Below are 25958 nucleotides of genomic sequence, written 5' to 3'. Positions count from 1 at the left end.
TATAATTCAACCCCTAACTATATAATGTTTTTGAAACAATAAACCCAACAATATATAAACTTGATATTGTTAACATTAACGGATGACTAAACAAAATTGCCATCTTACCAAATAAAGAAAGTAAAAAAGTATCTGAGTTATATAAATCCATAATAATATTTTTTGCTGATGTTAATTGATTAATAATAACTGTAATAAAACCAGTACCAAATATAGCAATTGCCGCAACCAATAAAACTAGTCTAATCATTATTTATGCACTCTCCGATATCCTTGTTCTCTTGTTTTTGCTTGTTTTGCTAAACTTGATAATTGTTGTTTATTACGATTAATTTTAAACTGTTTACGCTCTGTAATATGTTTTTGCATACCTTGTTTAGTATCTGAAACTCCACGAGCAGTCGCAGAATAAATATTTGATACCCCCGTTTGTACTATTGAACCTAATTCGTTATATTGTGTTCTTGTGCCGTGAATTGCATAAATTGATAACTTAACAACCATAAAAAAAATAATAAAATAAGCAATTGTTGTATTTGTCATTGGTAATTTAGTATTTCAAATTACATCAAAAATAAACAAAAAAACATCAAAAATAAAACTAAAAATCTTATCTCAATTACTACTTTCTGACAACAAATTAATCATTTTTATCACTTCCTTTTTCTTTTTTAGGTTTTAAATTCTTTTTCAAAATATCAATATCAAACAATTCTAACCGCTCTTTAACACTCAATTTAGTAATTTCTGACCAATAGTATTCTTTGTTATTAATTATTTCATCATTTTTTAAATCACGAACAAACTTTAATCATTGACTATCATATTTCTGTGCAAATTCTAACGGAATAATTATTTTAAAAAACCGAATTCCTAAACCAACATCTGACTTATGTTTTACTCGTTTACCTTCTGCTGTTCGTTCTACTGATTTTGTTTTTCAAATTTCATAATCCGTAATATCTTGAAAAATACCAATTCGCATAATAAAGAAACGATTAAAAAAATTAAATCCTTTTTTAGCAATCGGTTTTTTAAGTGAAATTGGAATAATAATACCACTTGCTAATTGTCGGATATTATTTCAAATCATACCCTCACGCTGTGCTGTAAACAAAGCACGATTACCAAAATGTCTTGCTAAAACAATTCACGGAATTTTACCACTATGGACTTTTTTCTCATCGTGAGGACTAGTTCCATCAATATATAAATAACTTTCATCAAATAAAATAACACTATCATCAGGGGGAACTGGTTTTGTTCTATCTGTAAAATCTAAATTTTTAAATGTTAAAACTTTAACTTTCTCATCTTCTAACGGATAATTACTATAAATTTTATCTGTTAATAATTTCATAGTTTGTGATAAATAAGTTAAAAGTAAAGTTTTTCCGGTTCCTAATTTACCAATAATAACTGATAACGGATTATCTCAAACAAAACTTACTAACCGAAAAGCATTTAACTGATAAAATATGTTTTTTCAAACTCATCATACAAAATAAACACATTGCAAAGCAAATAATAATCAAAATACTAAACCAGTATAATTTAATGAAATTATTCAAAATAACAAATCAATTAAACTAAACAAAATCATTGAACTACTAATATAACAATAATTTTTTAAGAAAAATACAAACTTTTTCATTATTTAAAATACCCAACTATTTTAAAAATCATTCATAACAAAAACCAAGTTAAAAATAAAATAACAATTCAAACACCAACCATCAAAGTTAAATATTCATTCTGTGTCAAAGTCCAAGTTGTAATACTTTCAACATTTGTTTTATTTATAAACAAAAAGACATGAATAAAAAACTCTTTTAATTTTTCTCAATCATTTTGCATTTTTAAAAACTCCACATTTTTTGAATAAGTTTAAAAAACATCCCCAAAAATAAAACGATAAATAATACAAACGATATAACATATAAAAATTCAGGGGCATTTGAACCAAAAATATAACTAACAAATTGAACTCAATAGTCATATAAACTCATTTAATTTAAACTTTCTAAATCATTAATTAATTCTTGCTCTTTTTCAACACTTCAATTTGTTAAATTATTATTGTTATTATTTACTTTTACTTTTTTAGGTTCATTTGAAAATAATGCTTTGTGCATACGATTAAAATAATTTTGTTTATATTGATTATACAAATTAATTAATTCTGTTCCAGTTAAATACTTTCAAATATGACGTTTTAAATTTTCATCATATTTTACAATAGGATAAGAATTATCATAAATCAAACCAATTGCTACTTGTTCTGAATGTTTTTCACTCGGATAAATAAATTTATTACTCAACCAAAAACCAATATGACGATTATGATTAGGTAAATTTATAAAACTTGCTTTTTCTGTTTCAAAAACTATCAACTCTTTACGAATAAAATAATTTTCTATATTTTGATTTTTCTTAACAAAATTACTCAATTTCTTTAATTTTGTCGAAAACTCTTGATATTTATAAAATATACCTAAAATTAGGTATATTTTTAATATATAGAGGTAAATAAATGATGAAAAAAATAATTACAGAATTAATAAATAGCTTAACAGATGATCAATTTTTAGAATTTTATGAAAAAATAAAACAACAAGCAGACTTAATTAAAAAACAAAAACGTTTAAATGAAATTGATCAAAAATTTAGAGATAAAGGCATTATATGTCCTAATTGCAAATCTTTTCATTGTGTTAAAAATGGTCATAATTCCGAAGGAAAACAAAAATATTTATGTAAAAAATGTCGTGCTAGTTTTGATGCATTTCGTCATCATTTTACTTATTGAAGTCATTTAAATTATGAACAGTGAAATTTATTAATTCAAATTTCATTGTTAGGACAATCTAGTAAAATAATTTCTCGTTTTATTAAAACAACCCCAAAAACCGCTTGATATAATCGACAAAAATTAATGCAATCAAAACAATTAGAAAATACACAGTTAAAATTTAAAAAATTAAATGGTCAAATCCAAATGGATGAAACATTTATTAAAGAAATTCATAAAGGCAATTTTAAAGATAAATTTGATAAACGAAAAACTCATCTCGATCCATTTTCAACTGATACCAAATGCTGTATTCAAATGGCAGTTGATAGCAATAATAATATTTTTGTTCAATCCACCAATACCAAAAGATTACAAAAACAATGGATTATTGAAAATATGAATAAGCAACTAATTAAAGAAAAATCAATAATTATTTCTGATATGCAACCACTATATTTATTAGTAGCAAAACAAACAAATTCTACTCTATATTCCACCAAAACTAGTACAAACCCTGATACTAGTTATCAAAAGTTAAATAAGATTAGTAAATTACAATCCAGTCTTAAAGAAGCCTTAATTCATTATCATGGTTTGGGTTTCACTAATATTCAAAATTATTTAAAGCTCTGAAAATGAAAATACCAACACAAAGGTTTAACACCAAACCAACAATCAACGGTATTATATTTTAACGTTTAAAAAATTTAAAGCAAAATCATAATCTTACACAAAATTAGTTTTCAAATTGTCATATTGATGATTTTTTTTATTTCATCAAGAGTTTTCGACAAAATTAAAGATAATAGTTATTAAAATATAAAATTAATCATTTATAATTAAATTGATATTTTTGCACTACATACTGCCTACAAATTTTAAAAAGAAAGTAGATATATTTATAAAGAATATTATAAAAATTTATATTCCAAAACTACTATTAATATGACCCCTAATAAAAATATTCTTATTTTTATTAAATCCTACTTTAAAACAATTATTTCATTACTAATAATTTCAATAATAACTTATAGACAGTGTGTAATACAAAAATAAACAACAAAATTATTTAATCAACTCACATAAAAGCTAGTGTGCCATAGCTAAGATATATGATCAATAATAATAAATATTAAAATCCTTTAACCATAACACGGAAAAAGTTTAAAATCTTAATGATAACAAAAATACCAAATGGAATTAAAATAATTCACGCATCACCTAAAAAGGTCATTAATTGTGGTAATACAGCATAAATTGCTTCTTTAACTTTCATCATAGCTTGTCCTAAACCACTTCAAATAGAACCCATTCCATCTGAAATAGTAGGCTTATCACCAACTGCTAAAAAATTAATTGCTGTTGTTAAATACATACATAACACTATTTATTTTCCTCCTTATTTTTAATTTCTTTTTTATCTTTTTTCTTTCCTTGAATTTGACGAATTTTTTGATAAATTGATAAACCAATTCAAGCAAAAATACCTAATATAATAACAACACTAAAAATTGTCGTTAATCAAACTGGCATAACTTATTCCTCCTAAAAATCTAATTTTCGCGGCACGCTTCGCGTGTTCGCTACGCTCAAAATAAACTATATTGAATAAATTACCGCTAATAAATTACGCGGATAATTTATTCATCTTCTTTTTCATTATTAATTACAATATTATTTACCGTATTAATAACATTATCTTTTCCATACTTAGTTACTAAGGACCGTAAAATAAAATAATGTTTTCTTTCCATTAAAAAATCAACTCATTTCTGAGTTGATTTGTTGCACTTCACTTACACGATGCCAATTTTAAATGGAATTCGAACAGGACAATGATTAGAAGCTTTAATCTTGGCTTTTTCTGTTGCAGTTGGTTTGACTCCTGAGTTATTGCCAGTAATTGTTGCGGTAAATTTAACGCGGGGAAGTAAAAACTTAGCAAAAGAAAAAGTTGTTATTAAACAACTTGATGCTGTGCAAAACTTAGGGGCAATTGATATCTTGTGTACCGATAAGACAGGAACTTTAACCGAAGATAAAATTGAATTACAAAATTATTATAATATTAATAAAATTAATGACCCAAAGGTTTTATCATATGGTTATTTGAACAGTTATTTTCAATTAGGAATGAAAAACCAAATTGATGAAGCTATTATTGGATATCAAAAAGTTAACTATACAAAGAAATTAGCATCAAATTACCAGTTATTAGATGAATTACCATTTGATTTTATGCGTCGTCGTGTTTCGGTTTTATTAACGGAAAAACCAGAAACAGAACAAATAATTATTACGAAAGGTGCTGCGGGTGCTACGGAAGAAATGCTAGATCTTTGCTATCAATATGAAGTTGATCAAAAAGTTTTCCCGCTTGATAAAACAGCAAAATTAAAAATTATTGAAAACTTGTTGTTATTAAATCAACAAGGGGTTCGTTTAATTGCCATTGCTTATAAACCAATTAACAAAAATCAAATAAGTTTAGAAGATGAAAATAACTTAATTTTTCTTGGTTTTTTATCATTTACTGATGTTATCAAAAAAGATGTCCAATGTACTTTAAAATTAATTAATAAATATGGTGTCACAATGAAAATTTTAACAGGTGATGCACCGCAAACAACATTAACTGTTTGTAATAAAATTAATTTAAAATCACGCGGTGTTTTGGTTGGTGAAGAAGTTGAAAATATGACACCTGAACAATTAGCGGTTGCTGTTGAAAACCATGATATTTTTGCAAAATTAACGCCGTTACAAAAAGCGCGGATTATTGAAGCGTTACAAAGAAATAAACATAAAGTTGGTTATATGGGTGATGGGATTAATGGTGCCTTAGCATTACGAAAAAGTGATGTTGCAATTTCTGTTAATAATGCCACTGATATTGCCAAAGAGGCATCGGATATTATTTTATTAGAAAAGTCATTATTAGTCTTAGAACAAGGAATAATTGAAGGACGGAGCATTTTTGCTAATATTATTAAATATTTAAAAGTAACAGTTGCTGCTAATTTTGGATTAATGTTAAGTTTATTAATTGCTTCAGCCTGATTATCATTTGCCCCAATGGCGCCAATTCAGATTTTATTTCAAAACTTATTATTTGATTTTTCACAAGTTGCTGTTGTGTTTGATAATGTTAATCCTGAATATATTAAAAAACCACGGAGTTGAGATACAAAAGGAATTTTATCCTTTACCTTATGAAATGTCCCATCAGTTACCTTAATGAGTATTTTAAACTTTGTTGTAATGGGAATTATGTTAACATCGTTAGCTTTAACATGAAGTGTTGATACAAGTCAAGGCAATAATGCCCAATTAATTTCGCAGTTTCAAACAACAATGTTTACGGAGGGGGCCGTTATTACATATGCTAATGATTTTCTTTATGCGTACTGATAAATTAGCATTTTGAAAAGATCGTCCACCCTTACAGTTAGTTCTACCGATTTTATTTATTTTAATGCTAGTGTTTGCCTTGCCGTATATTCCTAATGTTCATATGTGATTGCAATTATCACCGCCACCACCAATTTGATATGCTTTTTTAGGGGGTGGAGTGCTATTGTTTGCCCTTTTAAGTGTTGTTTTAAAAGCTGGCTATCGTAAAGTTTATCATTGTTGATTATAATTTCAAACAGGAAAATCCCGCTTTTTTGGTTAAAAATAACTAGAAAAAGAGGTGTTTTTTATGTGGTATCCTTTTGTAAAACAAGAACAAAGTGATGATTGTGGTTATGCTTGTTTAACAATGTTAATTGAGTATTATCATCACCAAAAATTAACAATTAATGAAATAAAACATCATTTTCAAAATTATCAAGGAGCGTTAAGTGTTTATAGTTTAAGTCAAATTGCAAATGAATATAACTTAGTTTTAACCGCTTTTGAAATTAATAAACAAGAATTATTAACCTTAAATTTTGAACAACCCTTAATTGCTTATGTTTTAAATGAAACTGGTTATTATCATTATGTTGTTATTTATCATCGTCGGGGAAACCGCTTTTTTGTTGCTGATCCTAGTGCTGAGAAAGGACGATGAGTTTTAATTAATGATTTTATGATGAAATTTCAAGCAGTAATTATTTTCACGAAGAAAAGAAAAAAGTTTACTTATAAAACAAAAACCTTTTATTTAATTTTTCTTTTTTTAAAAGAACAAACGGGATTTTTATGCTGAACTGTGTTTTTTAGTGTTGTTGTAAATTTTTTAATATTATTTGGTAAAAGTTTTATTAAAGTTTATTTTGATCGGTTAACAACAACTTTTCATCAAGAAGTAGTGATTTTCTTTGTAATTTTTTTAATTATTTATTGTTTTCGAGTTCTTTTTAGCTATTTTTTTCAAAAAATTCTTGCACAGTTTCAACAAAAAATAACAAAACGAATATATTATTATTTTAGCAACTTTTTTAGGAACAACTTTTCCACAACTGCTTTTTAGTTTTCTAATGTTAATTATTGGGGTTATTTTTTTACTTAATTTAAATGCTTTAATTTTAGCAATTGTTTTATTAGAAAATGTTATTATTTTTCTTTAATTTTGTCGAAAACTCTTGATGAAATAAAAAAAATCATCAATATGACAATTTGAAAACTAATTTTGTGTAAGATTATGATTTTGCTTTAAATTTTTTAAACGTTAAAATATAATACCGTTGATTGTTGGTTTGGTGTTAAACCTTTGTGTTGGTATTTTCATTTTCAGAGCTTTAAATAATTTTGAATATTAGTGAAACCCAAACCATGATAATGAATTAAGGCTTCTTTAAGACTGGATTGTAATTTACTAATCTTATTTAACTTTTGATAACTAGTATCAGGGTTTGTACTAGTTTTGGTGGAATATAGAGTAGAATTTGTTTGTTTTGCTACTAATAAATATAGTGGTTGCATATCAGAAATAATTATTGATTTTTCTTTAATTAGTTGCTTATTCATATTTTCAATAATCCATTGTTTTTGTAATCTTTTGGTATTGGTGGATTGAACAAAAATATTATTATTGCTATCAACTGCCATTTGAATACAGCATTTGGTATCAGTTGAAAATGGATCGAGATGAGTTTTTCGTTTATCAAATTTATCTTTAAAATTGCCTTTATGAATTTCTTTAATAAATGTTTCATCCATTTGGATTTGACCATTTAATTTTTTAAATTTTAACTGTGTATTTTCTAATTGTTTTGATTGCATTAATTTTTGTCGATTATATCAAGCGGTTTTTGGGGTTGTTTTAATAAAACGAGAAATTATTTTACTAGATTGTCCTAACAATGAAATTTGAATTAATAAATTTCACTGTTCATAATTTAAATGACTTCAATAAGTAAAATGATGACGAAATGCATCAAAACTAGCACGACATTTTTTACATAAATATTTTTGTTTTCCTTCGGAATTATGACCATTTTTAACACAATGAAAAGATTTGCAATTAGGACATATAATGCCTTTATCTCTAAATTTTTGATCAATTTCATTTAAACGTTTTTGTTTTTTAATTAAGTCTGCTTGTTGTTTTATTTTTTCATAAAATTCTAAAAATTGATCATCTGTTAAGCTATTTATTAATTCTGTAATTATTTTTTTCATCATTTATTTACCTCTATATATTAAAAATATACCTAATTTTAGGTATATTTTATAAATATCAAGAGTTTTCGACAAAATTAAAGTTATTTTTTTCTATCATTTTTATTTTTACAAATTAATAAGTTTTGATACCACCGATGGTATCAACAGGGATTAAATTTTGAAAATGTTACTTTAGAGTTATATCAAAGTTTTAAATTTCAGAAGAGTCGTCATTTGGAAGGATATTTTAATTATCAATGAACAAAAAAACTTACAACTTTTTTAATAGAAACTTATGGTCTTCAAAAAAATAATATTATTCAAAGGTTGATTTTAGCCTTTATTTCACAGCTTGCTACCTTTTTAATTTTCTATTTAGCAGTTAGTTTTATTACAAAACAAGGTTTAACAATTGGTAATTTAATGTTTTATAGTGCCTTAACTAGTTTTATTAATGATTTTACAACGCAATTGTCTGGGTTAATTGTTGAAAAAGGAAAATTAGAAAAGGCTTTTCAACAAACAGTATGTTTATTATTTCCAGAACAAAAACAAAAACAAAAGCAGTTAACTTTACCAGCAATCAAATCTTTTACCATTACAGACTTAAATTATCTTCTTAATGATACTTTTATTTTAAAAAAAATAACATTAACTTTACAAAATCATTACTTCCCCACCTGAAACTGGTCGTAATTTTGCTAAGATTTCTAACAAAGTTGTCTTCCCAGAGCCACTACGTCCTTTAATAAAAAAATGCTTAATGGTCAGTTTGATTTAACGATGCTTAGTGAAGAAGCAATCCGAACAAAAATATTATTGTTTCATCAAAATGATTTTTTATTTACTGGTAGTGTTTATGATAACATTATTAATTTTCAGCAGAATTGTAACTATCAAGTTTTAGCATTGTTACAATCGTGTGATGTTTATCTTATTGATGAAGTTTTGAGCAATGTTGATTATGAAAGTAAAATGATTTTATTAAAATTATTATTTACTTTAAAATCTGAACAAATGATTATTTACGCTGGTCATGATCATCTTGTTGAACAATTTTTTGTAAATGTGATTGATTTAACTAAACTTAATTTAATAGGGGCTGATAATTAATAAAAAAGTTATTATTTTAATGTTAACTTGTTGTTGCTTTTTGATTTCTTTTTTTGTTTTACTTGCTTATTATCCCCTTCAACTGTATTATGATGGTTATTTAACAATTTTAAAAAGCAGTACGGAAGAATTAAATTATGTTTTTGTGCCAAAAGAAATATCACGAGTTGAAAAGGCAATTAAAGAAGTTAAATTAGAATATTTTGTTCAAAATTATTGGCAAGAAATGATTGTCCAAATTAAATGAGAGAATAACTACTATTTAATTTTAGACCAAACCGATTTTAATGTTGATTTTTGATATTTACCAGCGAAAATTTATTTGGGCCAACAAACAACATTAGATTATTTACTGAAGATAATCATTTAATTTGTTATAATAAAACAAGAAAGTGTTAGGGGTCAAGATATGGTAATGAAAGATGATTTTGCAATTTATAATGAAACAAAATTTGATATTAAACCATATCAAACTGATTTTATGGCAATTTTTCAGAAAATTAAAACAATATCAAATATTACTGATCCATTGGAATTATCATTGATTATTGTTGATGCAAAAGAACAATTAGCGTTAAATCAAAAATATCGCCAAAAAGATTATGTTGCAGATGTTATTACATTTGCTTTAGAGGAAGAAAATAGTGTTGATTTGTTGCAATTAACAGGATTACGTAGTTTGGGAGATGTTTTTATTTGTTATGAAAAAGCGTTAGAACAAGCACAAACATATAATCATTCAGCGCGCCGTGAATTTGCCTTTTTATTTACTCACGGAATGCTCCATATTTTAGGCTATGATCATCAAACACCAGCTGAAGAAGAAACAATGTTTAATTTACAACGAAAAGTTCTAAATGATTTACAAATTCACCGAATTCCAATAGAATAAGAAGAGGAACAGAAAGGGATAGAAACAATGGCAAAAGGATCACCAGCAAAGAAAAAGATATTTTTTAAACTACGTAACAAGTTTTCAAATGCTTTTCGTGGAATTTATACCGCAATTAAAGAAGAGTCAAGTTTAATCATTCATATTATTGTATCATTGGTTGTGATTGGGTTAGGAATTTGATTACAAAAAATGGTTCCGCATGAGTTTAGTTATGTACAATGAGCAATCTTATTATTAACAATTGGGATTGTAATTGGGTTTGAATTAATTAATACAATGGTTGAAAACTTTGTTGATTTATTATCATTTGAATATAATATTAAAGCTAAAAAAATTAAAGATATTTGTGCAGCAGCAACCTTAATTAATTCAATTTTAGCAATTGCAATTGGACTATTAATTATGTTACCACCACTGGTTGATGTTATTAAATTATATTTAAAAATTAGTTAAAAGGAGTTAGAAAAATGGCAAATTATTTTGAAAAATTAAAATCATTAAGTACAAAAGCGTATGCTCCATATTCCAACTTTCATGTTAGTGCAATTTGTGTTTTAAAAGATGGAACAGAAGTAAATGGTGTTAATATTGAAAATGCTGCTTATTCGGTGGTACTGTGTGCAGAACGAACATGTTTAGCACAAGTTTATACTTTAGGTTATCGAAAAGCAGACATTAAGAAACTCTTTTTATATACCGATAGTAACCAAAAAGGTTCACCATGTGGAATGTGTCGACAATTTTTATGAGAATTAATTGACCATGATGTTCCGCTAGAAATTTATAATAAAAAGGGAGGATCATATGTTGTAACAATTGGTGATTTATTACCATATGGCTTTACAAAAGAGGATTTGCAATAAGATTATGGCGAAAAAATATGATGAAGAATTAGATTTATATGATTTAGCCCGTGGTCGTGAATTAATTACGGACCATAGTTATCGCATCGTTGATGATGAACATTTAAAAGATTATATGAGTAATAATGCCCTTTATATTAAATTATTTTATGCTTTTCATGATAAACGAATTTTATTAACACATCAAACTTGATGAAAGAAAACTAATGATTTAGAAGCATATTGTAAAAAATATATTACTGATTTAACAAAACGATTACGAATTGAGGAAATGGCATTAACCCCAGCTGAATTAGAACAAAAATGAGATTTACAAGAATATGACATTCATGGTTATGAAGATGTTCTTTTAAAGGCGATTAGCATTCGGTCATGAGTAAAAAATGATAATAATAAAAAATGAGTGGTGGTCGTACATGGCCTTAATTCACATAAATTTCGGGCAATCTTTTTTGGTTTAATCTATTTACGCCCAGGTTATAATATTCTTGTTTTTGATCAACGAAATCATGGTGAATCAACAACAAAAATAACAACAATGGGATATTATGAAAAACATGATTTAGCAGCCGTTGTTAATTTCTTGCAAACAACGATTGACCCAAAATTAAAAGAACTTAACTTTCATGGCTGGTCAATGGGAACTTTTGTAATTATGGAATATTTAAAATTAGCATTTGTTAAAAACAAGTTAATTAAAAGTACAATTTTAGATTCAACAATTAGTAATTTAAATGCTTTATATCGTTATTATATGTTAAAGATTAAGGTTAATTACTATGAGCATTATTATGCTATTCGGCGTTATGCGATTGATACGCGGGGTTATGATCCTGAACAAATTAATCCTGGCGAAAATTTAGAACAGTTAGCAAAATTACCAGTTTTATATCTATTAAATAAAAAAGACCACGCAACCCCCTATGTAATGGGGCGCGAAGCTTATCAAAACAAACGAAGCTATGAACGCAAAAAAATTAGTAGTCGGGTTGTTTTCAATTGTGATCATGTGCGGGGCATTTATTATAATACGCCACACTATTTAGCAACCATAACAGAATTTATTACTAATGCAAAACGAAAATAGTGATAAATAACTAAAATGTTATTTATCACTATTTTGTTTCTTGTCTATGTTTTTTATTTGGCATTTTTGTTTAATATTTTGATAAATTCTTTCATATCATAAGGTTTGGCTTTGATATTTATTAAATACGCGGTACATCCCATTGTTGAAACTTTGCAAGGCAACATGGAAAGCGGTAAAGACCACTGTGAAAAGAAAAATAATAAAAAATGTAGCTTGCACTTTGGTTAATCAAGTAATAATTGGATTATCAATATCTAAAAAAGGATAGGGATAAGCTCAAATCGTATCCCCATCACGATTTCAAGCAGCAGCACGAATTAAAACATACATTAAATAAAAAATAGGGTAACTTAAACTAATTCATCAATCTTTTGTTAAAAATTCTTTTTTTCAACTAAGACGATGATCACCAAATGATAATGGGGTATAAACAAAAAATAAAATGGGCATAATAAAATGGGTTACAACGGTACAACTAATTTGTGCCTTAGTGTAGTCAGCAATAGTTACTTCACCATTCTTATAACCAATAACAATTCCAATTCAAAAAATAAAGAACATTAATAAGTTTCAATTTAAAATGCTTAACTTAAAGTTTGTTGAAAAGAACCAACTTTTTTGTTCACGATGATGGTTAAAAATAGCTAACAATAATCAAGCAATCGTAATAATATTAACCTGGACTGAATAAAAACTTAATAATATATCATAATTTTGTAAACTAGATCGATAAGCATTTTTATTGACATATCAAAATTCTTTGAAGATATCAGCATAAAAACCATAAGCTAAAAATGCAAAAGCTAAACTGGCAATTATTACTTTATAATATCAAAGATAATCCTTATATCAAATTCGATAAGATCAACGCTTCATAATTCCTCCTTGATAATCTTTTAAATATTATCATAAGAATACTTTGTTAAAAAGATAATTTTTATAATTTTATAACTTTTGTTAGAGCAAAATAAAAAAAAATTTCCAAATTATCGCTTTAATTTTGTCGAAAACTCTTGATATTTATAAAATATACCTAAAATTAGGTATATTTTTAATATATAGAGGTAAATAAATGATGAAAAAAATAATTACAGAATTAATAAATAGCTTAACAGATGATCAATTTTTAGAATTTTATGAAAAAATAAAACAACAAGCAGACTTAATTAAAAAACAAAAACGTTTAAATGAAATTGATCAAAAATTTAGAGATAAAGGCATTATATGTCCTAATTGCAAATCTTTTCATTGTGTTAAAAATGGTCATAATTCCGAAGGAAAACAAAAATATTTATGTAAAAAATGTCGTGCTAGTTTTGATGCATTTCGTCATCATTTTACTTATTGAAGTCATTTAAATTATGAACAGTGAAATTTATTAATTCAAATTTCATTGTTAGGACAATCTAGTAAAATAATTTCTCGTTTTATTAAAACAACCCCAAAAACCGCTTGATATAATCGACAAAAATTAATGCAATCAAAACAATTAGAAAATACACAGTTAAAATTTAAAAAATTAAATGGTCAAATCCAAATGGATGAAACATTTATTAAAGAAATTCATAAAGGCAATTTTAAAGATAAATTTGATAAACGAAAAACTCATCTCGATCCATTTTCAACTGATACCAAATGCTGTATTCAAATGGCGGTTGATAGCAATAATAATATTTTTGTTCAATCCACCAATACCAAAAGATTACAAAAACAATGGATTATTGAAAATATGAATAAGCAACTAATTAAAGAAAAATCAATAATTATTTCTGATATGCAACCACTATATTTATTAGTAGCAAAACAAACAAATTCTACTCTATATTCCACCAAAACTAGTACAAACCCTGATACTAGTTATCAAAAGTTAAATAAGATTAGTAAATTACAATCCAGTCTTAAAGAAGCCTTAATTCATTATCATGGTTTGGGTTTCACTAATATTCAAAATTATTTAAAGCTCTGAAAATGAAAATACCAACACAAAGGTTTAACACCAAACCAACAATCAACGGTATTATATTTTAACGTTTAAAAAATTTAAAGCAAAATCATAATCTTACACAAAATTAGTTTTCAAATTGTCATATTGATGATTTTTTTTATTTCATCAAGAGTTTTCGACAAAATTAAAGAATTATCGCTTTAATTTTGTCGAAAACTCTTGATATTTATAAAATATACCTAAAATTAGGTATATTTTTAATATATAGAGGTAAATAAATGATGAAAAAAATAATTACAGAATTAATAAATAGCTTAACAGATGATCAATTTTTAGAATTTTATGAAAAAATAAAACAACAAGCAGACTTAATTAAAAAACAAAAACGTTTAAATGAAATTGATCAAAAATTTAGAGATAAAGGCATTATATGTCCTAATTGCAAATCTTTTCATTGTGTTAAAAATGGTCATAATTCCGAAGGAAAACAAAAATATTTATGTAAAAAATGTCGTGCTAGTTTTGATGCATTTCGTCATCATTTTACTTATTGAAGTCATTTAAATTATGAACAGTGAAATTTATTAATTCAAATTTCATTGTTAGGACAATCTAGTAAAATAATTTCTCGTTTTATTAAAACAACCCCAAAAACCGCTTGATATAATCGACAAAAATTAATGCAATCAAAACAATTAGAAAATACACAGTTAAAATTTAAAAAATTAAATGGTCAAATCCAAATGGATGAAACATTTATTAAAGAAATTCATAAAGGCAATTTTAAAGATAAATTTGATAAACGAAAAACTCATCTCGATCCATTTTCAACTGATACCAAATGCTGTATTCAAATGGCGGTTGATAGCAATAATAATATTTTTGTTCAATCCACCAATACCAAAAGATTACAAAAACAATGGATTATTGAAAATATGAATAAGCAACTAATTAAAGAAAAATCAATAATTATTTCTGATATGCAACCACTATATTTATTAGTAGCAAAACAAACAAATTCTACTCTATATTCCACCAAAACTAGTACAAACCCTGATACTAGTTATCAAAAGTTAAATAAGATTAGTAAATTACAATCCAGTCTTAAAGAAGCCTTAATTCATTATCATGGTTTGGGTTTCACTAATATTCAAAATTATTTAAAGCTCTGAAAATGAAAATACCAACACAAAGGTTTAACACCAAACCAACAATCAACGGTATTATATTTTAACGTTTAAAAAATTTAAAGCAAAATCATAATCTTACACAAAATTAGTTTTCAAATTGTCATATTGATGATTTTTTTTATTTCATCAAGAGTTTTCGACAAAATTAAAGAATTATCGTGATGTTATTTTATTTTTTTAGTGTTATAATAAAAAGTGAGTTGCAATAACTCACTAATTTAAAAATATATATGTGAGAGCATACTCAAGATCGCTAAACCACAACTATGCTATGCTCTCATAAATAATTATAGCATTTTGCTATAAATTTACTTTAATTTTGTCGAAAACTCTTGATATTTATAAAATATACCTAAAATTAGGTATATTTTTAATATATAGAGGTAAATAAATGATGAAAAAAATAATTACAGAATTAATAAATAGCTTAACAGATGATCAATTTTTAGAATTTTATGAAAAAATAAAACAACAAGCAGACTTAATTAAAAAACAAAAACGTTTAAATGAAATTGATCAAAAATTTAGAGATAAAGGCATTATATGTCCTAATTGCAAATCTTTTCATTGTGTTAAAAATGGTCATAATTCCGAAGGAAAACAAAAATATTTATGTAAAAAATGTCGTGCTAGTTTTGATGCATTTCGTCATCATTTTACTTATTGAAGTCATTTAAATTATGAACAGTGAAATTTATTAATTCAAATTTCATTGTTAGGACAATCTAGTAAAATAATTTCTCGTTTTATTAAAACAACCCCAAAAACCGCTTGATATAATCGACAAAAATTAATGCAATCAAAACAATTAGAAAATACACAGTTAAAATTTAAAAAATTAAATGGTCAAATCCAAATGGATGAAACATTTATTAAAGAAATTCATAAAGGCAATTTTAAAGATAAATTTGATAAACGAAAAACTCATCTCGATCCATTTTCAACTGATACCAAATGCTGTATTCAAATGGCGGTTGATAGCAATAATAATATTTTTGTTCAATCCACCAATACCAAAAGATTACAAAAACAATGGATTATTGAAAATATGAATAAGCAACTAATTAAAGAAAAATCAATAATTATTTCTGATATGCAACCACTATATTTATTAGTAGCAAAACAAACAAATTCTACTCTATATTCCACCAAAACTAGTACAAACCCTGATACTAGTTATCAAAAGTTAAATAAGATTAGTAAATTACAATCCAGTCTTAAAGAAGCCTTAATTCATTATCATGGTTTGGGTTTCACTAATATTCAAAATTATTTAAAGCTCTGAAAATGAAAATACCAACACAAAGGTTTAACACCAAACCAACAATCAACGGTATTATATTTTAACGTTTAAAAAATTTAAAGCAAAATCATAATCTTACACAAAATTAGTTTTCAAATTGTCATATTGATGATTTTTTTTATTTCATCAAGAGTTTTCGACAAAATTAAAGTAAATTTATGAGAGTTTTAGTTTTAAAATTCTCATTTTTTTGTAAAAATTTTAAAATTATCCCTATTTTTATTGTTTTGAACTCCCTATACCTTGAGGACGCATCGCATATATATTTTATTTATAGCTGTAAAAAATGGAAAAATAATTTTTAAAAAATGTAATTTTACGTATAATGTACGATGAAGCTCCAAAAAACAACTCTTGTTAGGGTTGTTTTTTTATTTGAAATAAAAAATCCCTAAAAGGAGGTAATGATAATTAAACAACAAAAAATATGTGATGTTAATGATTGCTATAAAGCAGTATCATTCATTACCGAAGAATTTTTATCAAATAAAGTTTTATGAACTTGTGAAAAACATAAATATTTATTAAATAAAATAAAAGATAAAACACAAAAACAGTTTTATCAAAAACTAGAAAATTCAAAAATTATCTTTGATGATAAAACTGGTTCTTTTAAACTTTGATTTTATAAAACAACTTAATGCAGGGTGGAACAGTTATTTTAAATAACTAAGTGTTTTTTTCCACATAGGCGGTCTAGCCCAGCGGTAATCAGTCCGTAAATAATAGACGCTTTAACAAGCGATAGTCGTGATAAGTGCGGGGTCAACATCAAACGACAATAAATATTGAGATGGCCACTTTATAAATAAATTTGCGATAGATATTATCCCATTAGAGGATGACAGAGGTTTTAAAAACCACAAAGTCAGCATTAGGCTCTTCAAGGTGCAAGTGAATTTATTTTAAAAACTGAACGCTTTGACCTGAAATGGTGCGGATGAAGAGAGAGAATTCTCTGGCATTATCTTATAAAAACAACTGTCGATTATTAAACATTAAACAATAAAACATACCGCCACCGCTCACCCGCAGTGAAGCGGATGGCGTAGTAAATAAATAGATAAATACTTAATTATATAACTAACTCTCGCTTTGGCACTTTCACTTGGGAGTGAGTGCCAGCGAGTTAAAAATAGGAGGTAAATATGACAATCAAAAATCTAATATCAATATATATGTACAATGATTTTTGTATTAATATATTTGATAATAAAACAGGGCAAAAAGAAAATATTAATGATGATATTAATTTAATTAAAAATGAAGAAGCACATTTATTAAATCAAGAAATAACTTATTTTGATATTAAAGAACAAAAAGGAAGAAAATTAATAGAAATATTAATAGCAAAGAACGAGGTAAATTAGTATGTGAAAAGATGAAAATGGTTATGTTTATACTGAAGAAGATTTATTTAATATGGCATTAGAAGAATGTCATTCAGAAGAAAGTGCTTATGAATATATTGATAATTTAATTAATGAAATGGAATTAGAGGAAATTTAATTATGGCAGATTTAAAATTAAATAATGAAGTTAAAAATATTACGTATCCATTTTATTTAAAAGGAAATAATTTTAAAGAATTAAGTTTAAAAGCATTAACAATTAAAAAATGAATTGATGAAAATGGACAAGAATTAGCAGAATTTATATATCGACAACAAGCTTGATTAATAAATGGAGAATATAAATCACAATCACTAAAAGATTTAAAATTAGTAGTTTCAAAAATTGATTATATTTTTAGAGAACCATTAGAATTAATAAAATCTTTTAAAGATGAATTAAATTTTATTAGAAAAGATATTTTGAATTTAGAAAATAATATTAAGAATAATCATGATTCTTTAAAAAATAATGTTATTAATATTCAATTTCAAAAACAAAATGAAATTATTGAAACTCATAAAAAAGAACAATTTTTAGAAATTAAAAGTGTAGCAAAACAAGAGCAAGAATTAAAAATTATTACTAGTAATTTTCGGAAAGAAAAATTATTAATTAAAGATATTGAGGTTATTGGTATTAATGATGATTTTTTACAAAATGCTGATAAATTAGAACTTATTAATCTTATTAAAAATTATTTAGTTGTTGATGAACAAATTGTTAAAAATGAAATTAAAGATCAGTGAGATAGTAATAAAGATATTAATTTAATTGGGGTTAAAGGTATTAATTTTAAAATAAATAAAGGAGAAAAATAATATGGCAAATATTGTTGAATTTTTAAGAACAGATAAAGCAACAGAATGAATAAAAAGTAAATTTTCTAATGAAAATGAAATTGCAAGATTTAAAAGTAATATAGTTGCAATATCAAATAGTAATGAATTATTACAAAAAGCAGATCCAAAAACAATTATGACTGCTTGTTATCAAGGAGTTTTATTAAATTTACCAATGGAAAAACAATTTGGTTATGCTTATGTAGTTCCATATAATACTAAAATAACAAGAATTATTAACGGTCGCGAAATCCAAGAATGAATTAATCAAGCTCAATTTCAAATGGGTTATAAAGGTTATATTCAATTAGCACAAAGAAGTGGTCAATATTTAGATATGTCAGTATCAGATGTTAGAGAAAATGAATTAGTAAATTATGATCGTTTAAAAGGAACTAGTTTTAATTGAATTCAAAATGAAGATGAAAGAGAAAAATTACCAATTATTGGTTATGTAGCATATTTTAAAATGGTTAATGGTTTTGAAAAAACTTTATATATGACAAAAGAACAAATGGAAAATCATTTTATGAAATATTCTAAAACTTATGCTAAAAATAAATCATTTTATATTGCTAGTTTTGATGAAATGGCCCTTAAAACCGTATTAACATCATTATTAAGAAAATGAGGTATTATGTCAGTTGAATTACAACAAGCATATAAATCAGATCAAGCAGTTATTACAACTAATGATGAAAAGATTTATATTGATAATGATGCTACTTTCACCCAAAATAAGAGGCATATTAACGATGAAACTTTATCAAATAATATAAATTATAATACCCCACCTAATGATGAAATAGTGGAAATAAACGATAATGTAGTTAAAGAAGAAGATATTTCAAATTTAGTAAAAGCAGTTAATAATAATAACGATGAGGAATGAGCCACTTGATAAAAATAGGTATTGACCCATCAGGAACTGGTACTACTGCTATTGTTATATATGAAAATAATAAATTAATTAAACAAAATGAATTTACTAGTAAATATTGAAAAGAACATTATAAATTTATTGATGAATTTATAGATGAATATTTATATTCAGATTATTATGTAAAAAATAAAGGTGAACTTTTTCCAAAAGGATTAAATATTGAAGATTGTTTATATACATCTGCTAATGCTAGTAAAGATAGAGATGATTTATTAAGATTACTGGGTGCGATTGAAAATACTTGAGTTAGTTATAATTGGGTATCACCTAAACATACTAAATCAGTTGTTAAAAATATGGAAAATTTAAGTAAATATAATGATAGTTGTATATGAAAATTTGATAAAGATACTAATTTAACTTATCAATATGGTAAAGGTTGAAAATATAATAATGAAAAAATAAGTAATCATTTACGAGATGCCATTATTATTGCTAATTATGAAAGTTAATATTATGAAACATTCATATAATCAAAAAACTGGAAAATATTATTCTTGCAAAATTAGGAATGTTAATATTTACTTAAATAAAAACGAAGAAAAAGTTTGAAATGAATTAAATTTTAGTACTTATTCTCAAAAAATAGAATATCTTATTAACTTTTATATAACAAATGATAAAGGAAATAAAGAACATGAATAATTATATTTTATGTTATCGCTCTGAACAAGGTAATCGCCCTTGTAAAAACCCTCGTGGTGAATATATAATTGGGATTGATAAACAAGATGTAGATATTAATTCAACTGAATACTGAGAATATTATAAAAATAATTATGGAAAAAATAATTTAGTTATTTGTAAAGTTAAAAATTTAGACTTAATATTAGAAAATAAAAAATAACCAATTAAGGTTATTTTTTTAAATACTATTTGTTAGTTTTTTAATAGCATCTTTTTGTGCTTGTTTTTTGTCATTTACTTTAACTTGTTTTTTAACATTTTTAATTTGACCTGTTTTTAATGCTAATTCTGTTGCATAATCAGGTCCTCGTAAATGTTTTTCGTGAGCAATAACAGCAGTTCTTAATTCTCTAATTTCTGCTTTATATTTTTTAATTTTTTTAGCAGATAACCCTAGAATACCAAGACTACCCATTCCTCCTGCGCCAGCTAACACAAGTAAAGCAATTACTATTTCATTACTAATTTCCATTTTTATATTTCCTTTCTTATTCTTACTAAAACAGTGGCCATCCATTCTTTCAGAACAAAATAATTTATAAATTAAACTATATAACCACCCAAAAATATCAACCGCCCCTATATATAGTTTATTTTAAATTTAATTCTTTGTTATTTTCTTCTTGTTTTTTAGTATATTCATCTTGCATATTTTTAAATATTTCTTCTGTTATACCATCCAAATTATTTCATTGTTTTGCTATTCTTGGTTGAATAACACGCGGATTAATACGGCAGTTCAAACAATGTCTTAAATGGTCTTTTTTTCATTTTGATTTATCAATTCAAATAATAATTAAAGAAATTATTAAAGTAATTAAAGGTAAAATTGTAAATACTAATCCCATTTTAGATATTTTTAATCGTGGAATATCAATTTTCATATCTACTTTTGGTTTACTACTAGCAACAAATATACCTTGAATTCCATATGTAAATAAAGGTGTTAGTAAAATAGCAATTCCATTACCTCAATATTGTCCATAATTATATCAATTAATATTATCTTTTATTGCATTAATCATGCCATATTCTAATCAACAATTTAATGCTAAAAATATCAATGTATAAAAACTAACTACTCAACTACGAATTTTATATTTTCTTTCTCATTCTCTAATATCTTTATGATTTCAATTATAAGTTGGAATAGGGTCTTTTTTAAATCAATTTCAAGGTAAGGCACCCTTTAATCAAGTTGTTTTATCTTGTTTCATTAATTAAAAATCCTTTCTAAATTAATTTTCTTTTAATTGTTAAATCTTTAATAACAATATTATTTGTATCATTTGAAATTGAGCCATCTTGCTTAATTGTTATTCTTTTATAAGAATTATCTGCTAAAAATGAAAATATTGATTTTTGTGATATTGTTTCAAAATAATATGTTATAAATTTATTAGCAGATGCATAATCTGTTATTGAAATTGATATTTTATAAAAATATTTTGTTAAATCATAATCTGGAATTTTAAATGTTAATTTTTCGTTTGCTTCTGGATAATTAATTAATTCTCAATCATTACCAGTATTAATAGATATATCACCATTCCCCAATAATGAATTACCATTAATAGTTTTAATATTTGTACCACTTATTAATTTATCTTGTTTTAAATCTGAAACTTCAATCTCATCATTATCATTTTTAATGATAGTTTTATTATCAATTTTTATATCAGTACCACTACTTTGTTTTGCTTTTCAGACATTATTTTCATAATAAATCGTATTATTATCAAAGGGAACTATTAATTTAATATACTCATTATAATCAATTTTAGAAAAATCATTAATAGTAGGATAAGTAATATTTATTGAATTATCAGTTTGTAATCGTTCTTTTAATCAAAATAATAATGTTGGATAAAAAGTTTTTTTACTAATATGCTTATATTCTTCTTCTCATGGATGAGCATAATTATCTAAACTATAATTATAAGGTCTAGATACTGTTTTACTAGATATAATATCAATAATTTCACCTGCTAATTTTAAAGCATTTTTAACATCACGAGTAATATTTTCATTTGCTTCTGGGTCATTAGTTTGTGAATAAGCAACTCCACCTTGTGAAAATGAAGCACTACCAGTTAAATCATTAACTCCTTTTGGTAAATATCAATTTATAACTGCTAATAAACAAGCAGATTGAATATAACTTAATCATTTATCATATTCAATTAAACCAGTATTATCTTTTTTTACTCAAGGAAACAAATCTTTTTTATTAATTTTATCTGAAATTGTTCCACCTGATAATCTATCCATTCATAAACTAGTTTTTAAAATAGCATTATAAATTAAATTATCATTATAAGCAGATTGTTTACGATCATTAATAGGTTGTCAAAGTTTACTTGCTTTAACATCTTCAACTGTTATAAATAACAAATTACTTAAATTATTTTCCATATAAAACACCCCTTAATTGATTACGATATTTATTTTTTAAATTATTTGGTTTATAACTATTAACCTTTCTTTTGGTTTTATTAATTGCTTTAATAGATTTATTAACCTGATAAAATTTATTTTTAACTGGTGTTTTATATAAATTCTTAATATTTTTAACATCACTTCGGCGTTCTCGATATCATTTTTTATTATTAATTTCACCAGCAAAATTAAAATTAAAATGTCCAATCTTTAAATTATTAATAAACTTTTTAATTTGTTGTAATTTTTGAACTGTTGGTAATGTTAATTTAGTAGTTCCTTTGGGATATTTTTCTTTTAATGCTTGTGGTAATCGTTTTTTAATATAATTTCTTAAATGACTAGGTAATCATTTTCTTAATCAATAACGCCAAAATAAAGTCCCTGCATTAGAAACAGCATTACTTAATAATTTTCATATTTCAACTGGAACACTAGGATAAACATATGGACCATAAAATTTTGGATGTTTTGCTGTTTTTGTATATATTAAAATAGTTAAATTACCTGTTAAAGTTAACTTATTTGTAATATTAAACATACCACTATCAAGTCAACTACTATTTAAAGGCTGTCAATTAGTATTTAGATAATTTTCATTTTTAAATTGTTCTCTATTTTGAATATTATTATCTTTTTCTAATTGACTTAATATTTGTTGTATTTCTTTTTTATGACCTTTTTTAATTAAATCTAAATAAGTAAAAGGATTTAATCATTGATAAATATCTTCAACTTTACTTGTAATTTTATTATATTTATCAGTAATATAATTAATTGGTTTTAATATTTTATTTTGAACTTGATTAACTCTATTAATTAAATTTACAAATTTACTTATTAAAGGTTTATTTTCTAAATTAGATACTAATAAAGTTAAAACGCGTAATATTAGTAAATTCATTGTTTATTAAGAATTTTTAATTACAACATCAATGGGGTTTGTTTGACCAGTAGCATTGTTTTTACCTTCAATTTGAACTTCAACAGTTTTGTCATTTTTAATATTAATTGGTCAATCTTCACCCTTAGCTTCAATAAAGTAATCATAATCATTTTCTGTTAAAAAATTATTTACCGCTTTTACTGATTTTAAAACAACATCTTTAAATTGTGGTTTTAATTGTTCTGCTGTTGTTTGAGTTGGATCGTCAACATGAATAGTTGGTTTATCTAATTTATTAATCCCACTAATATCAATTTTATTTGATGATGGAATTACATAATCAACAGGAACTCTAAATGTTTTATTAAGATTACTTTTAGCAGTATTAATTTCATCTTGGGTTGGCGCTTTTTCTAAAATAATTTTACATGTTTTTGGATATAAAATTGTTGGTGTTGCATATTGTACTTTACCAATTCATTTAGGGTTAGCAGTATCATTATCTAAAACTTGTTGAATAGTATCCATATTAATTGGATAAGCTCATACTTGTTTATTAATAATTAAACCATTTACATTAGTAAAATTATAACCTTTATCACGGTTAACTTGTCCTTTTGTATATGTTTTTTCTAAATGAAAACTTTTAGATACAGGAATACCCATTGCGGTATTTTCATATAATTCACCATTAACCATTGCTTTTAATTGGGCTTGTGAACCAATCACTTTTAAATACGCAGGTGTTAATCCTAAATAGGCTCTACGACCTAAAACCATAAACATTTTATCAGTTGGCAATCCAAAATATAAATTACTAATTTGATTTGTTAATTCAATCAAAGTTTCATTTAATGTAAAGAATGCCTTATTTGCATCATCAGCATTTTCTGCTGTATAACTACGAAATGGAATTACTTCATATTGACCATCTGCTAAACAATAATCATAAATAGCCTGAATTAATTCACATTCTAAATTAACAAATTTATTTTGTACAACACTAGAAATAGCATCAGCAATAACACCATTTTTAATATTTTGTTCTATTAATGCTAAGTCAAAAGCCTCATTCATTAATTTTAAATTAAATCTCTTATCAATCGGAACTGGAATTCTTGTTAATCCCATTGTTTGAGTTGCCCCACCATTTGGTAATGAATAATCATCTTGTCATACCACACGATGAGTTAAATTATATAGTGCTTGTCCTGCATTAGGTAATCAAGCAACTTGTTCTGCGGTTGCAGTAGCATACTGCATAATACTTGCATATTCATTATATAAAGGTCCACGCAATAAAGCATTAACCATATCAACATAGGCTTTTTGACCTGTTGTGTTACCTTGTAATGTAAAAGGTACTTGTGGCAAATTAATTGTTGCCATAATTTCACTCCCTTATTATCTAAGGTTTTTAAGTGTATAATCAGTTAATTTTTTAATTTCTTCTGGAGTATATGCTCCTTTTTCTTTAATAGTTTCAATTTCATCATTTTTATTTTCAACCGATTTTTCAATCATATCTTTAATAAAATTAGTTGGTGAAACTGATGGTTGTTCTTCAACAAACAAATCAGGTTTTAATTCTTTTAAAGTTTGCATTTTTTCAGATAAAGAACTACCACTAACTTTTTCTAAATTAATTTTAATATCTTCAATTTTAGTCGATGGAACATCTTTAAAAGCTTTTAATTCATCTAATTCATTAGATAATTTAATAAAGTCTTCTTTGGATATAACATCTTCGCGTTTTTGCACACTTTCTCTAATTTGCTTTGCTTCATTATTAAACTGATTTAAGATATTTTCTGCAATCTCTTCACTTAAACCTTGTTCTATTAATTGTTCTTTTGTAAGTGCCATTTTATAAACTCCTCTTTTTTTATTCTTGTTCGATTAACAAGTCAGCATAAACTCTTTTTTATGGAAAAAGATTAAAACGTAATTTAATTATATACCAATAGTTTATAAATACAATATA

At 25.0% G+C, this 25958-nt stretch carries 36 protein-coding genes and 1 pseudogene; 21 read left to right on the top strand and 16 right to left on the bottom strand.

The window, feature by feature from the left end:
* Nucleotides 1-13 precede the first annotated feature (13 nt).
* The 5 genes from AACK91_RS11000 to AACK91_RS10980 all read right to left on the bottom strand — a co-directional run bounded on the left by AACK91_RS11000 (nucleotide 14) and on the right by AACK91_RS10980 (nucleotide 2450).
* The gene (locus AACK91_RS11000; protein WP_004027616.1) at nucleotides 14-250 is read right to left on the bottom strand and encodes a hypothetical protein; all 237 of its coding nucleotides are present in this window, start codon (nucleotides 248-250) and stop codon (nucleotides 14-16) included.
* Entirely contained in the window at nucleotides 250-648 is a 399-nt protein-coding gene (locus tag AACK91_RS10995; RefSeq protein ID WP_338963282.1) for a hypothetical protein, read from the bottom strand. Before AACK91_RS10995 ends, AACK91_RS11000 begins: the two co-directional genes overlap by 1 nt.
* A complete protein-coding gene (locus AACK91_RS10990) occupies nucleotides 641-1654 on the bottom strand; it encodes a hypothetical protein (RefSeq protein WP_338963280.1) in 1014 nt (337 codons plus the stop codon). Before AACK91_RS10990 ends, AACK91_RS10995 begins: the two co-directional genes overlap by 8 nt.
* Nucleotides 1654-1857 carry a DUF2649 family protein gene (locus tag AACK91_RS10985; RefSeq protein ID WP_126821076.1) on the bottom strand — a complete coding sequence of 68 codons (204 nt, stop codon included), beginning with the start codon at nucleotides 1855-1857 and terminating at the stop codon, nucleotides 1654-1656. Before AACK91_RS10985 ends, AACK91_RS10990 begins: the two co-directional genes overlap by 1 nt.
* Nucleotides 1858-2009: 152 nt before the next feature.
* Nucleotides 2010-2450: a DUF3627 domain-containing protein gene (locus AACK91_RS10980; protein WP_338963272.1), complete on the bottom strand. Its 441-nt coding sequence runs from the start codon at nucleotides 2448-2450 to the stop codon at nucleotides 2010-2012.
* Between the two features lie 83 nt (nucleotides 2451-2533).
* On the opposite strand from AACK91_RS10980, the gene AACK91_RS10975 reads away from it, so the two are divergent.
* Nucleotides 2534-3496 carry an IS1/IS1595 family N-terminal zinc-binding domain-containing protein gene (locus AACK91_RS10975; RefSeq protein ID WP_338963247.1) on the top strand — a complete coding sequence of 321 codons (963 nt, stop codon included), beginning with the start codon at nucleotides 2534-2536 and terminating at the stop codon, nucleotides 3494-3496.
* Between the two features lie 430 nt (nucleotides 3497-3926).
* Here the strand turns inward: AACK91_RS10975 and AACK91_RS10970 are convergent, their stop codons facing one another.
* The 3 genes from AACK91_RS10970 to AACK91_RS10960 all read right to left on the bottom strand — a co-directional run bounded on the left by AACK91_RS10970 (nucleotide 3927) and on the right by AACK91_RS10960 (nucleotide 4590).
* Entirely contained in the window at nucleotides 3927-4178 is a 252-nt protein-coding gene (locus AACK91_RS10970) for a hypothetical protein (protein WP_338963270.1), read from the bottom strand.
* Entirely contained in the window at nucleotides 4178-4327 is a 150-nt protein-coding gene (locus tag AACK91_RS10965; protein ID WP_338963269.1) for a hypothetical protein, read from the bottom strand. Before AACK91_RS10965 ends, AACK91_RS10970 begins: the two co-directional genes overlap by 1 nt.
* Nucleotides 4328-4434: 107 nt before the next feature.
* Complete coding sequence (locus AACK91_RS10960) at nucleotides 4435-4590, bottom strand: hypothetical protein (protein ID WP_338966609.1); 156 nt, start codon at nucleotides 4588-4590, stop codon at nucleotides 4435-4437.
* A 7-nt stretch (nucleotides 4591-4597) separates the two neighbouring features.
* Here AACK91_RS10960 and AACK91_RS10955 point away from each other — a divergent pair, with 7 nt between their 5' ends.
* From AACK91_RS10955 to AACK91_RS10945, 3 genes and pseudogenes are all read left to right on the top strand, one after another.
* Nucleotides 4598-6208, top strand: coding sequence for an HAD-IC family P-type ATPase (locus AACK91_RS10955; RefSeq protein ID WP_338963267.1), 1611 nt, complete (start codon nucleotides 4598-4600; stop codon nucleotides 6206-6208).
* Nucleotides 6177-6437, top strand: a complete 261-nt coding sequence (locus tag AACK91_RS10950) for a hypothetical protein (RefSeq protein ID WP_338963265.1) — start codon at nucleotides 6177-6179, stop codon at nucleotides 6435-6437. The genes AACK91_RS10955 and AACK91_RS10950 overlap by 32 nt, the downstream gene beginning before the upstream one ends.
* Nucleotides 6438-6497: 60 nt before the next feature.
* Nucleotides 6498-7344, top strand: a pseudogene (locus tag AACK91_RS10945) (cysteine peptidase family C39 domain-containing protein); the annotation flags it as partial.
* A gap of 100 nt (nucleotides 7345-7444) precedes the next feature.
* On the opposite strand, the gene AACK91_RS10940 reads toward AACK91_RS10945, so the two are convergent.
* Entirely contained in the window at nucleotides 7445-8407 is a 963-nt protein-coding gene (locus AACK91_RS10940; RefSeq protein ID WP_338963247.1) for an IS1/IS1595 family N-terminal zinc-binding domain-containing protein, read from the bottom strand.
* 213 nt (nucleotides 8408-8620) lie between these two features.
* On the opposite strand from AACK91_RS10940, the gene AACK91_RS10935 reads away from it, so the two are divergent.
* The 7 genes from AACK91_RS10935 to AACK91_RS10905 are packed head-to-tail and all read left to right on the top strand — an operon-like array spanning nucleotide 8621 to nucleotide 12344.
* Nucleotides 8621-9082 carry a hypothetical protein gene (locus AACK91_RS10935; RefSeq protein ID WP_338963262.1) on the top strand — a complete coding sequence of 154 codons (462 nt, stop codon included), beginning with the start codon at nucleotides 8621-8623 and terminating at the stop codon, nucleotides 9080-9082.
* A 60-nt stretch (nucleotides 9083-9142) separates the two neighbouring features.
* On the top strand, nucleotides 9143-9499 hold the full coding sequence (locus tag AACK91_RS10930; RefSeq protein WP_338963260.1) for a hypothetical protein: 357 nt from the start codon (nucleotides 9143-9145) through the stop codon (nucleotides 9497-9499).
* Nucleotides 9500-9539: 40 nt separating this feature from the next.
* Entirely contained in the window at nucleotides 9540-9869 is a 330-nt protein-coding gene (locus AACK91_RS10925) for a hypothetical protein (protein WP_232332382.1), read from the top strand.
* Between the two features lie 45 nt (nucleotides 9870-9914).
* Nucleotides 9915-10391: an rRNA maturation RNase YbeY gene (ybeY, locus tag AACK91_RS10920; RefSeq protein ID WP_040093790.1), complete on the top strand. Its 477-nt coding sequence runs from the start codon at nucleotides 9915-9917 to the stop codon at nucleotides 10389-10391.
* A gap of 27 nt (nucleotides 10392-10418) precedes the next feature.
* The gene (locus tag AACK91_RS10915; protein WP_338963256.1) at nucleotides 10419-10847 is read left to right on the top strand and encodes a diacylglycerol kinase family protein; all 429 of its coding nucleotides are present in this window, start codon (nucleotides 10419-10421) and stop codon (nucleotides 10845-10847) included.
* 14 nt (nucleotides 10848-10861) lie between these two features.
* Nucleotides 10862-11257, top strand: a complete 396-nt coding sequence (gene cdd, locus AACK91_RS10910) for a cytidine deaminase (RefSeq protein WP_338963254.1) — start codon at nucleotides 10862-10864, stop codon at nucleotides 11255-11257.
* Nucleotides 11258-11261: 4 nt separating this feature from the next.
* Nucleotides 11262-12344 (top strand): alpha/beta hydrolase, encoded by a 1083-nt coding sequence (locus tag AACK91_RS10905; RefSeq protein WP_338963253.1) that lies wholly within the window; start codon nucleotides 11262-11264, stop codon nucleotides 12342-12344.
* Between the two features lie 18 nt (nucleotides 12345-12362).
* Here AACK91_RS10905 and AACK91_RS10900 read toward each other — a convergent pair whose 3' ends face one another.
* Nucleotides 12363-13223, bottom strand: a complete 861-nt coding sequence (locus AACK91_RS10900) for a hypothetical protein (RefSeq protein ID WP_338963251.1) — start codon at nucleotides 13221-13223, stop codon at nucleotides 12363-12365.
* 196 nt (nucleotides 13224-13419) lie between these two features.
* Between AACK91_RS10900 and AACK91_RS10895 the strand changes: the two genes are divergently transcribed.
* From AACK91_RS10895 to AACK91_RS10850, 10 genes are all read left to right on the top strand, one after another.
* Nucleotides 13420-14382 (top strand): IS1/IS1595 family N-terminal zinc-binding domain-containing protein, encoded by a 963-nt coding sequence (locus AACK91_RS10895; protein WP_338963247.1) that lies wholly within the window; start codon nucleotides 13420-13422, stop codon nucleotides 14380-14382.
* 188 nt (nucleotides 14383-14570) lie between these two features.
* A complete protein-coding gene (locus AACK91_RS10890) occupies nucleotides 14571-15533 on the top strand; it encodes an IS1/IS1595 family N-terminal zinc-binding domain-containing protein (protein WP_338963247.1) in 963 nt (320 codons plus the stop codon).
* A gap of 340 nt (nucleotides 15534-15873) precedes the next feature.
* Nucleotides 15874-16836, top strand: a complete 963-nt coding sequence (locus AACK91_RS10885) for an IS1/IS1595 family N-terminal zinc-binding domain-containing protein (protein WP_338963247.1) — start codon at nucleotides 15874-15876, stop codon at nucleotides 16834-16836.
* A gap of 353 nt (nucleotides 16837-17189) precedes the next feature.
* Complete coding sequence (locus AACK91_RS10880; protein WP_338963243.1) at nucleotides 17190-17426, top strand: hypothetical protein; 237 nt, start codon at nucleotides 17190-17192, stop codon at nucleotides 17424-17426.
* Between the two features lie 507 nt (nucleotides 17427-17933).
* A complete protein-coding gene (locus AACK91_RS10875) occupies nucleotides 17934-18155 on the top strand; it encodes a hypothetical protein (RefSeq protein ID WP_338963241.1) in 222 nt (73 codons plus the stop codon).
* Between the two features lies 1 nt (nucleotide 18156).
* Nucleotides 18157-18294: a hypothetical protein gene (locus tag AACK91_RS10870; RefSeq protein ID WP_338963239.1), complete on the top strand. Its 138-nt coding sequence runs from the start codon at nucleotides 18157-18159 to the stop codon at nucleotides 18292-18294.
* Nucleotides 18295-18296: 2 nt separating this feature from the next.
* Nucleotides 18297-18998: a hypothetical protein gene (locus AACK91_RS10865; RefSeq protein WP_338963237.1), complete on the top strand. Its 702-nt coding sequence runs from the start codon at nucleotides 18297-18299 to the stop codon at nucleotides 18996-18998.
* A 1-nt stretch (nucleotide 18999) separates the two neighbouring features.
* Complete coding sequence (locus AACK91_RS10860; RefSeq protein WP_338963235.1) at nucleotides 19000-19923, top strand: recombinase RecT; 924 nt, start codon at nucleotides 19000-19002, stop codon at nucleotides 19921-19923.
* On the top strand, nucleotides 19908-20414 hold the full coding sequence (locus tag AACK91_RS10855; protein WP_338963233.1) for a hypothetical protein: 507 nt from the start codon (nucleotides 19908-19910) through the stop codon (nucleotides 20412-20414). Before AACK91_RS10860 ends, AACK91_RS10855 begins: the two co-directional genes overlap by 16 nt.
* 185 nt (nucleotides 20415-20599) lie before the next feature.
* The gene (locus AACK91_RS10850) at nucleotides 20600-20809 is read left to right on the top strand and encodes a hypothetical protein (RefSeq protein WP_338963231.1); all 210 of its coding nucleotides are present in this window, start codon (nucleotides 20600-20602) and stop codon (nucleotides 20807-20809) included.
* 18 nt (nucleotides 20810-20827) lie between these two features.
* Here AACK91_RS10850 and AACK91_RS10845 read toward each other — a convergent pair whose 3' ends face one another.
* From AACK91_RS10845 to AACK91_RS10820, 6 genes are all read right to left on the bottom strand, one after another.
* Entirely contained in the window at nucleotides 20828-21166 is a 339-nt protein-coding gene (locus AACK91_RS10845; protein WP_338963229.1) for a hypothetical protein, read from the bottom strand.
* 73 nt (nucleotides 21167-21239) lie between these two features.
* Nucleotides 21240-21866, bottom strand: coding sequence for a hypothetical protein (locus AACK91_RS10840; protein ID WP_338963227.1), 627 nt, complete (start codon nucleotides 21864-21866; stop codon nucleotides 21240-21242).
* 16 nt (nucleotides 21867-21882) lie between these two features.
* Complete coding sequence (locus AACK91_RS10835; protein WP_338963225.1) at nucleotides 21883-23064, bottom strand: hypothetical protein; 1182 nt, start codon at nucleotides 23062-23064, stop codon at nucleotides 21883-21885.
* A complete protein-coding gene (locus AACK91_RS10830) occupies nucleotides 23054-23992 on the bottom strand; it encodes a hypothetical protein (protein ID WP_338963223.1) in 939 nt (312 codons plus the stop codon). The genes AACK91_RS10835 and AACK91_RS10830 overlap by 11 nt, the downstream gene beginning before the upstream one ends.
* A 6-nt stretch (nucleotides 23993-23998) precedes the next feature.
* Nucleotides 23999-25363 (bottom strand): hypothetical protein, encoded by a 1365-nt coding sequence (locus tag AACK91_RS10825; RefSeq protein WP_338963221.1) that lies wholly within the window; start codon nucleotides 25361-25363, stop codon nucleotides 23999-24001.
* A 15-nt stretch (nucleotides 25364-25378) separates the two neighbouring features.
* Nucleotides 25379-25840 (bottom strand): hypothetical protein, encoded by a 462-nt coding sequence (locus AACK91_RS10820; protein ID WP_338963219.1) that lies wholly within the window; start codon nucleotides 25838-25840, stop codon nucleotides 25379-25381.
* Nucleotides 25841-25958: the final 118 nt, after the last annotated feature.

This window comes from Spiroplasma endosymbiont of Sarcophaga carnaria, assembly GCF_964019595.1.
Lineage (GTDB): Bacteria > Bacillota_I > Bacilli_A > Mycoplasmatales > Mycoplasmataceae > Spiroplasma > Spiroplasma poulsonii.
Note: the sequence above shows the minus strand (reverse complement) of the source record. Positions and strands in the feature narration are given on the sequence as shown.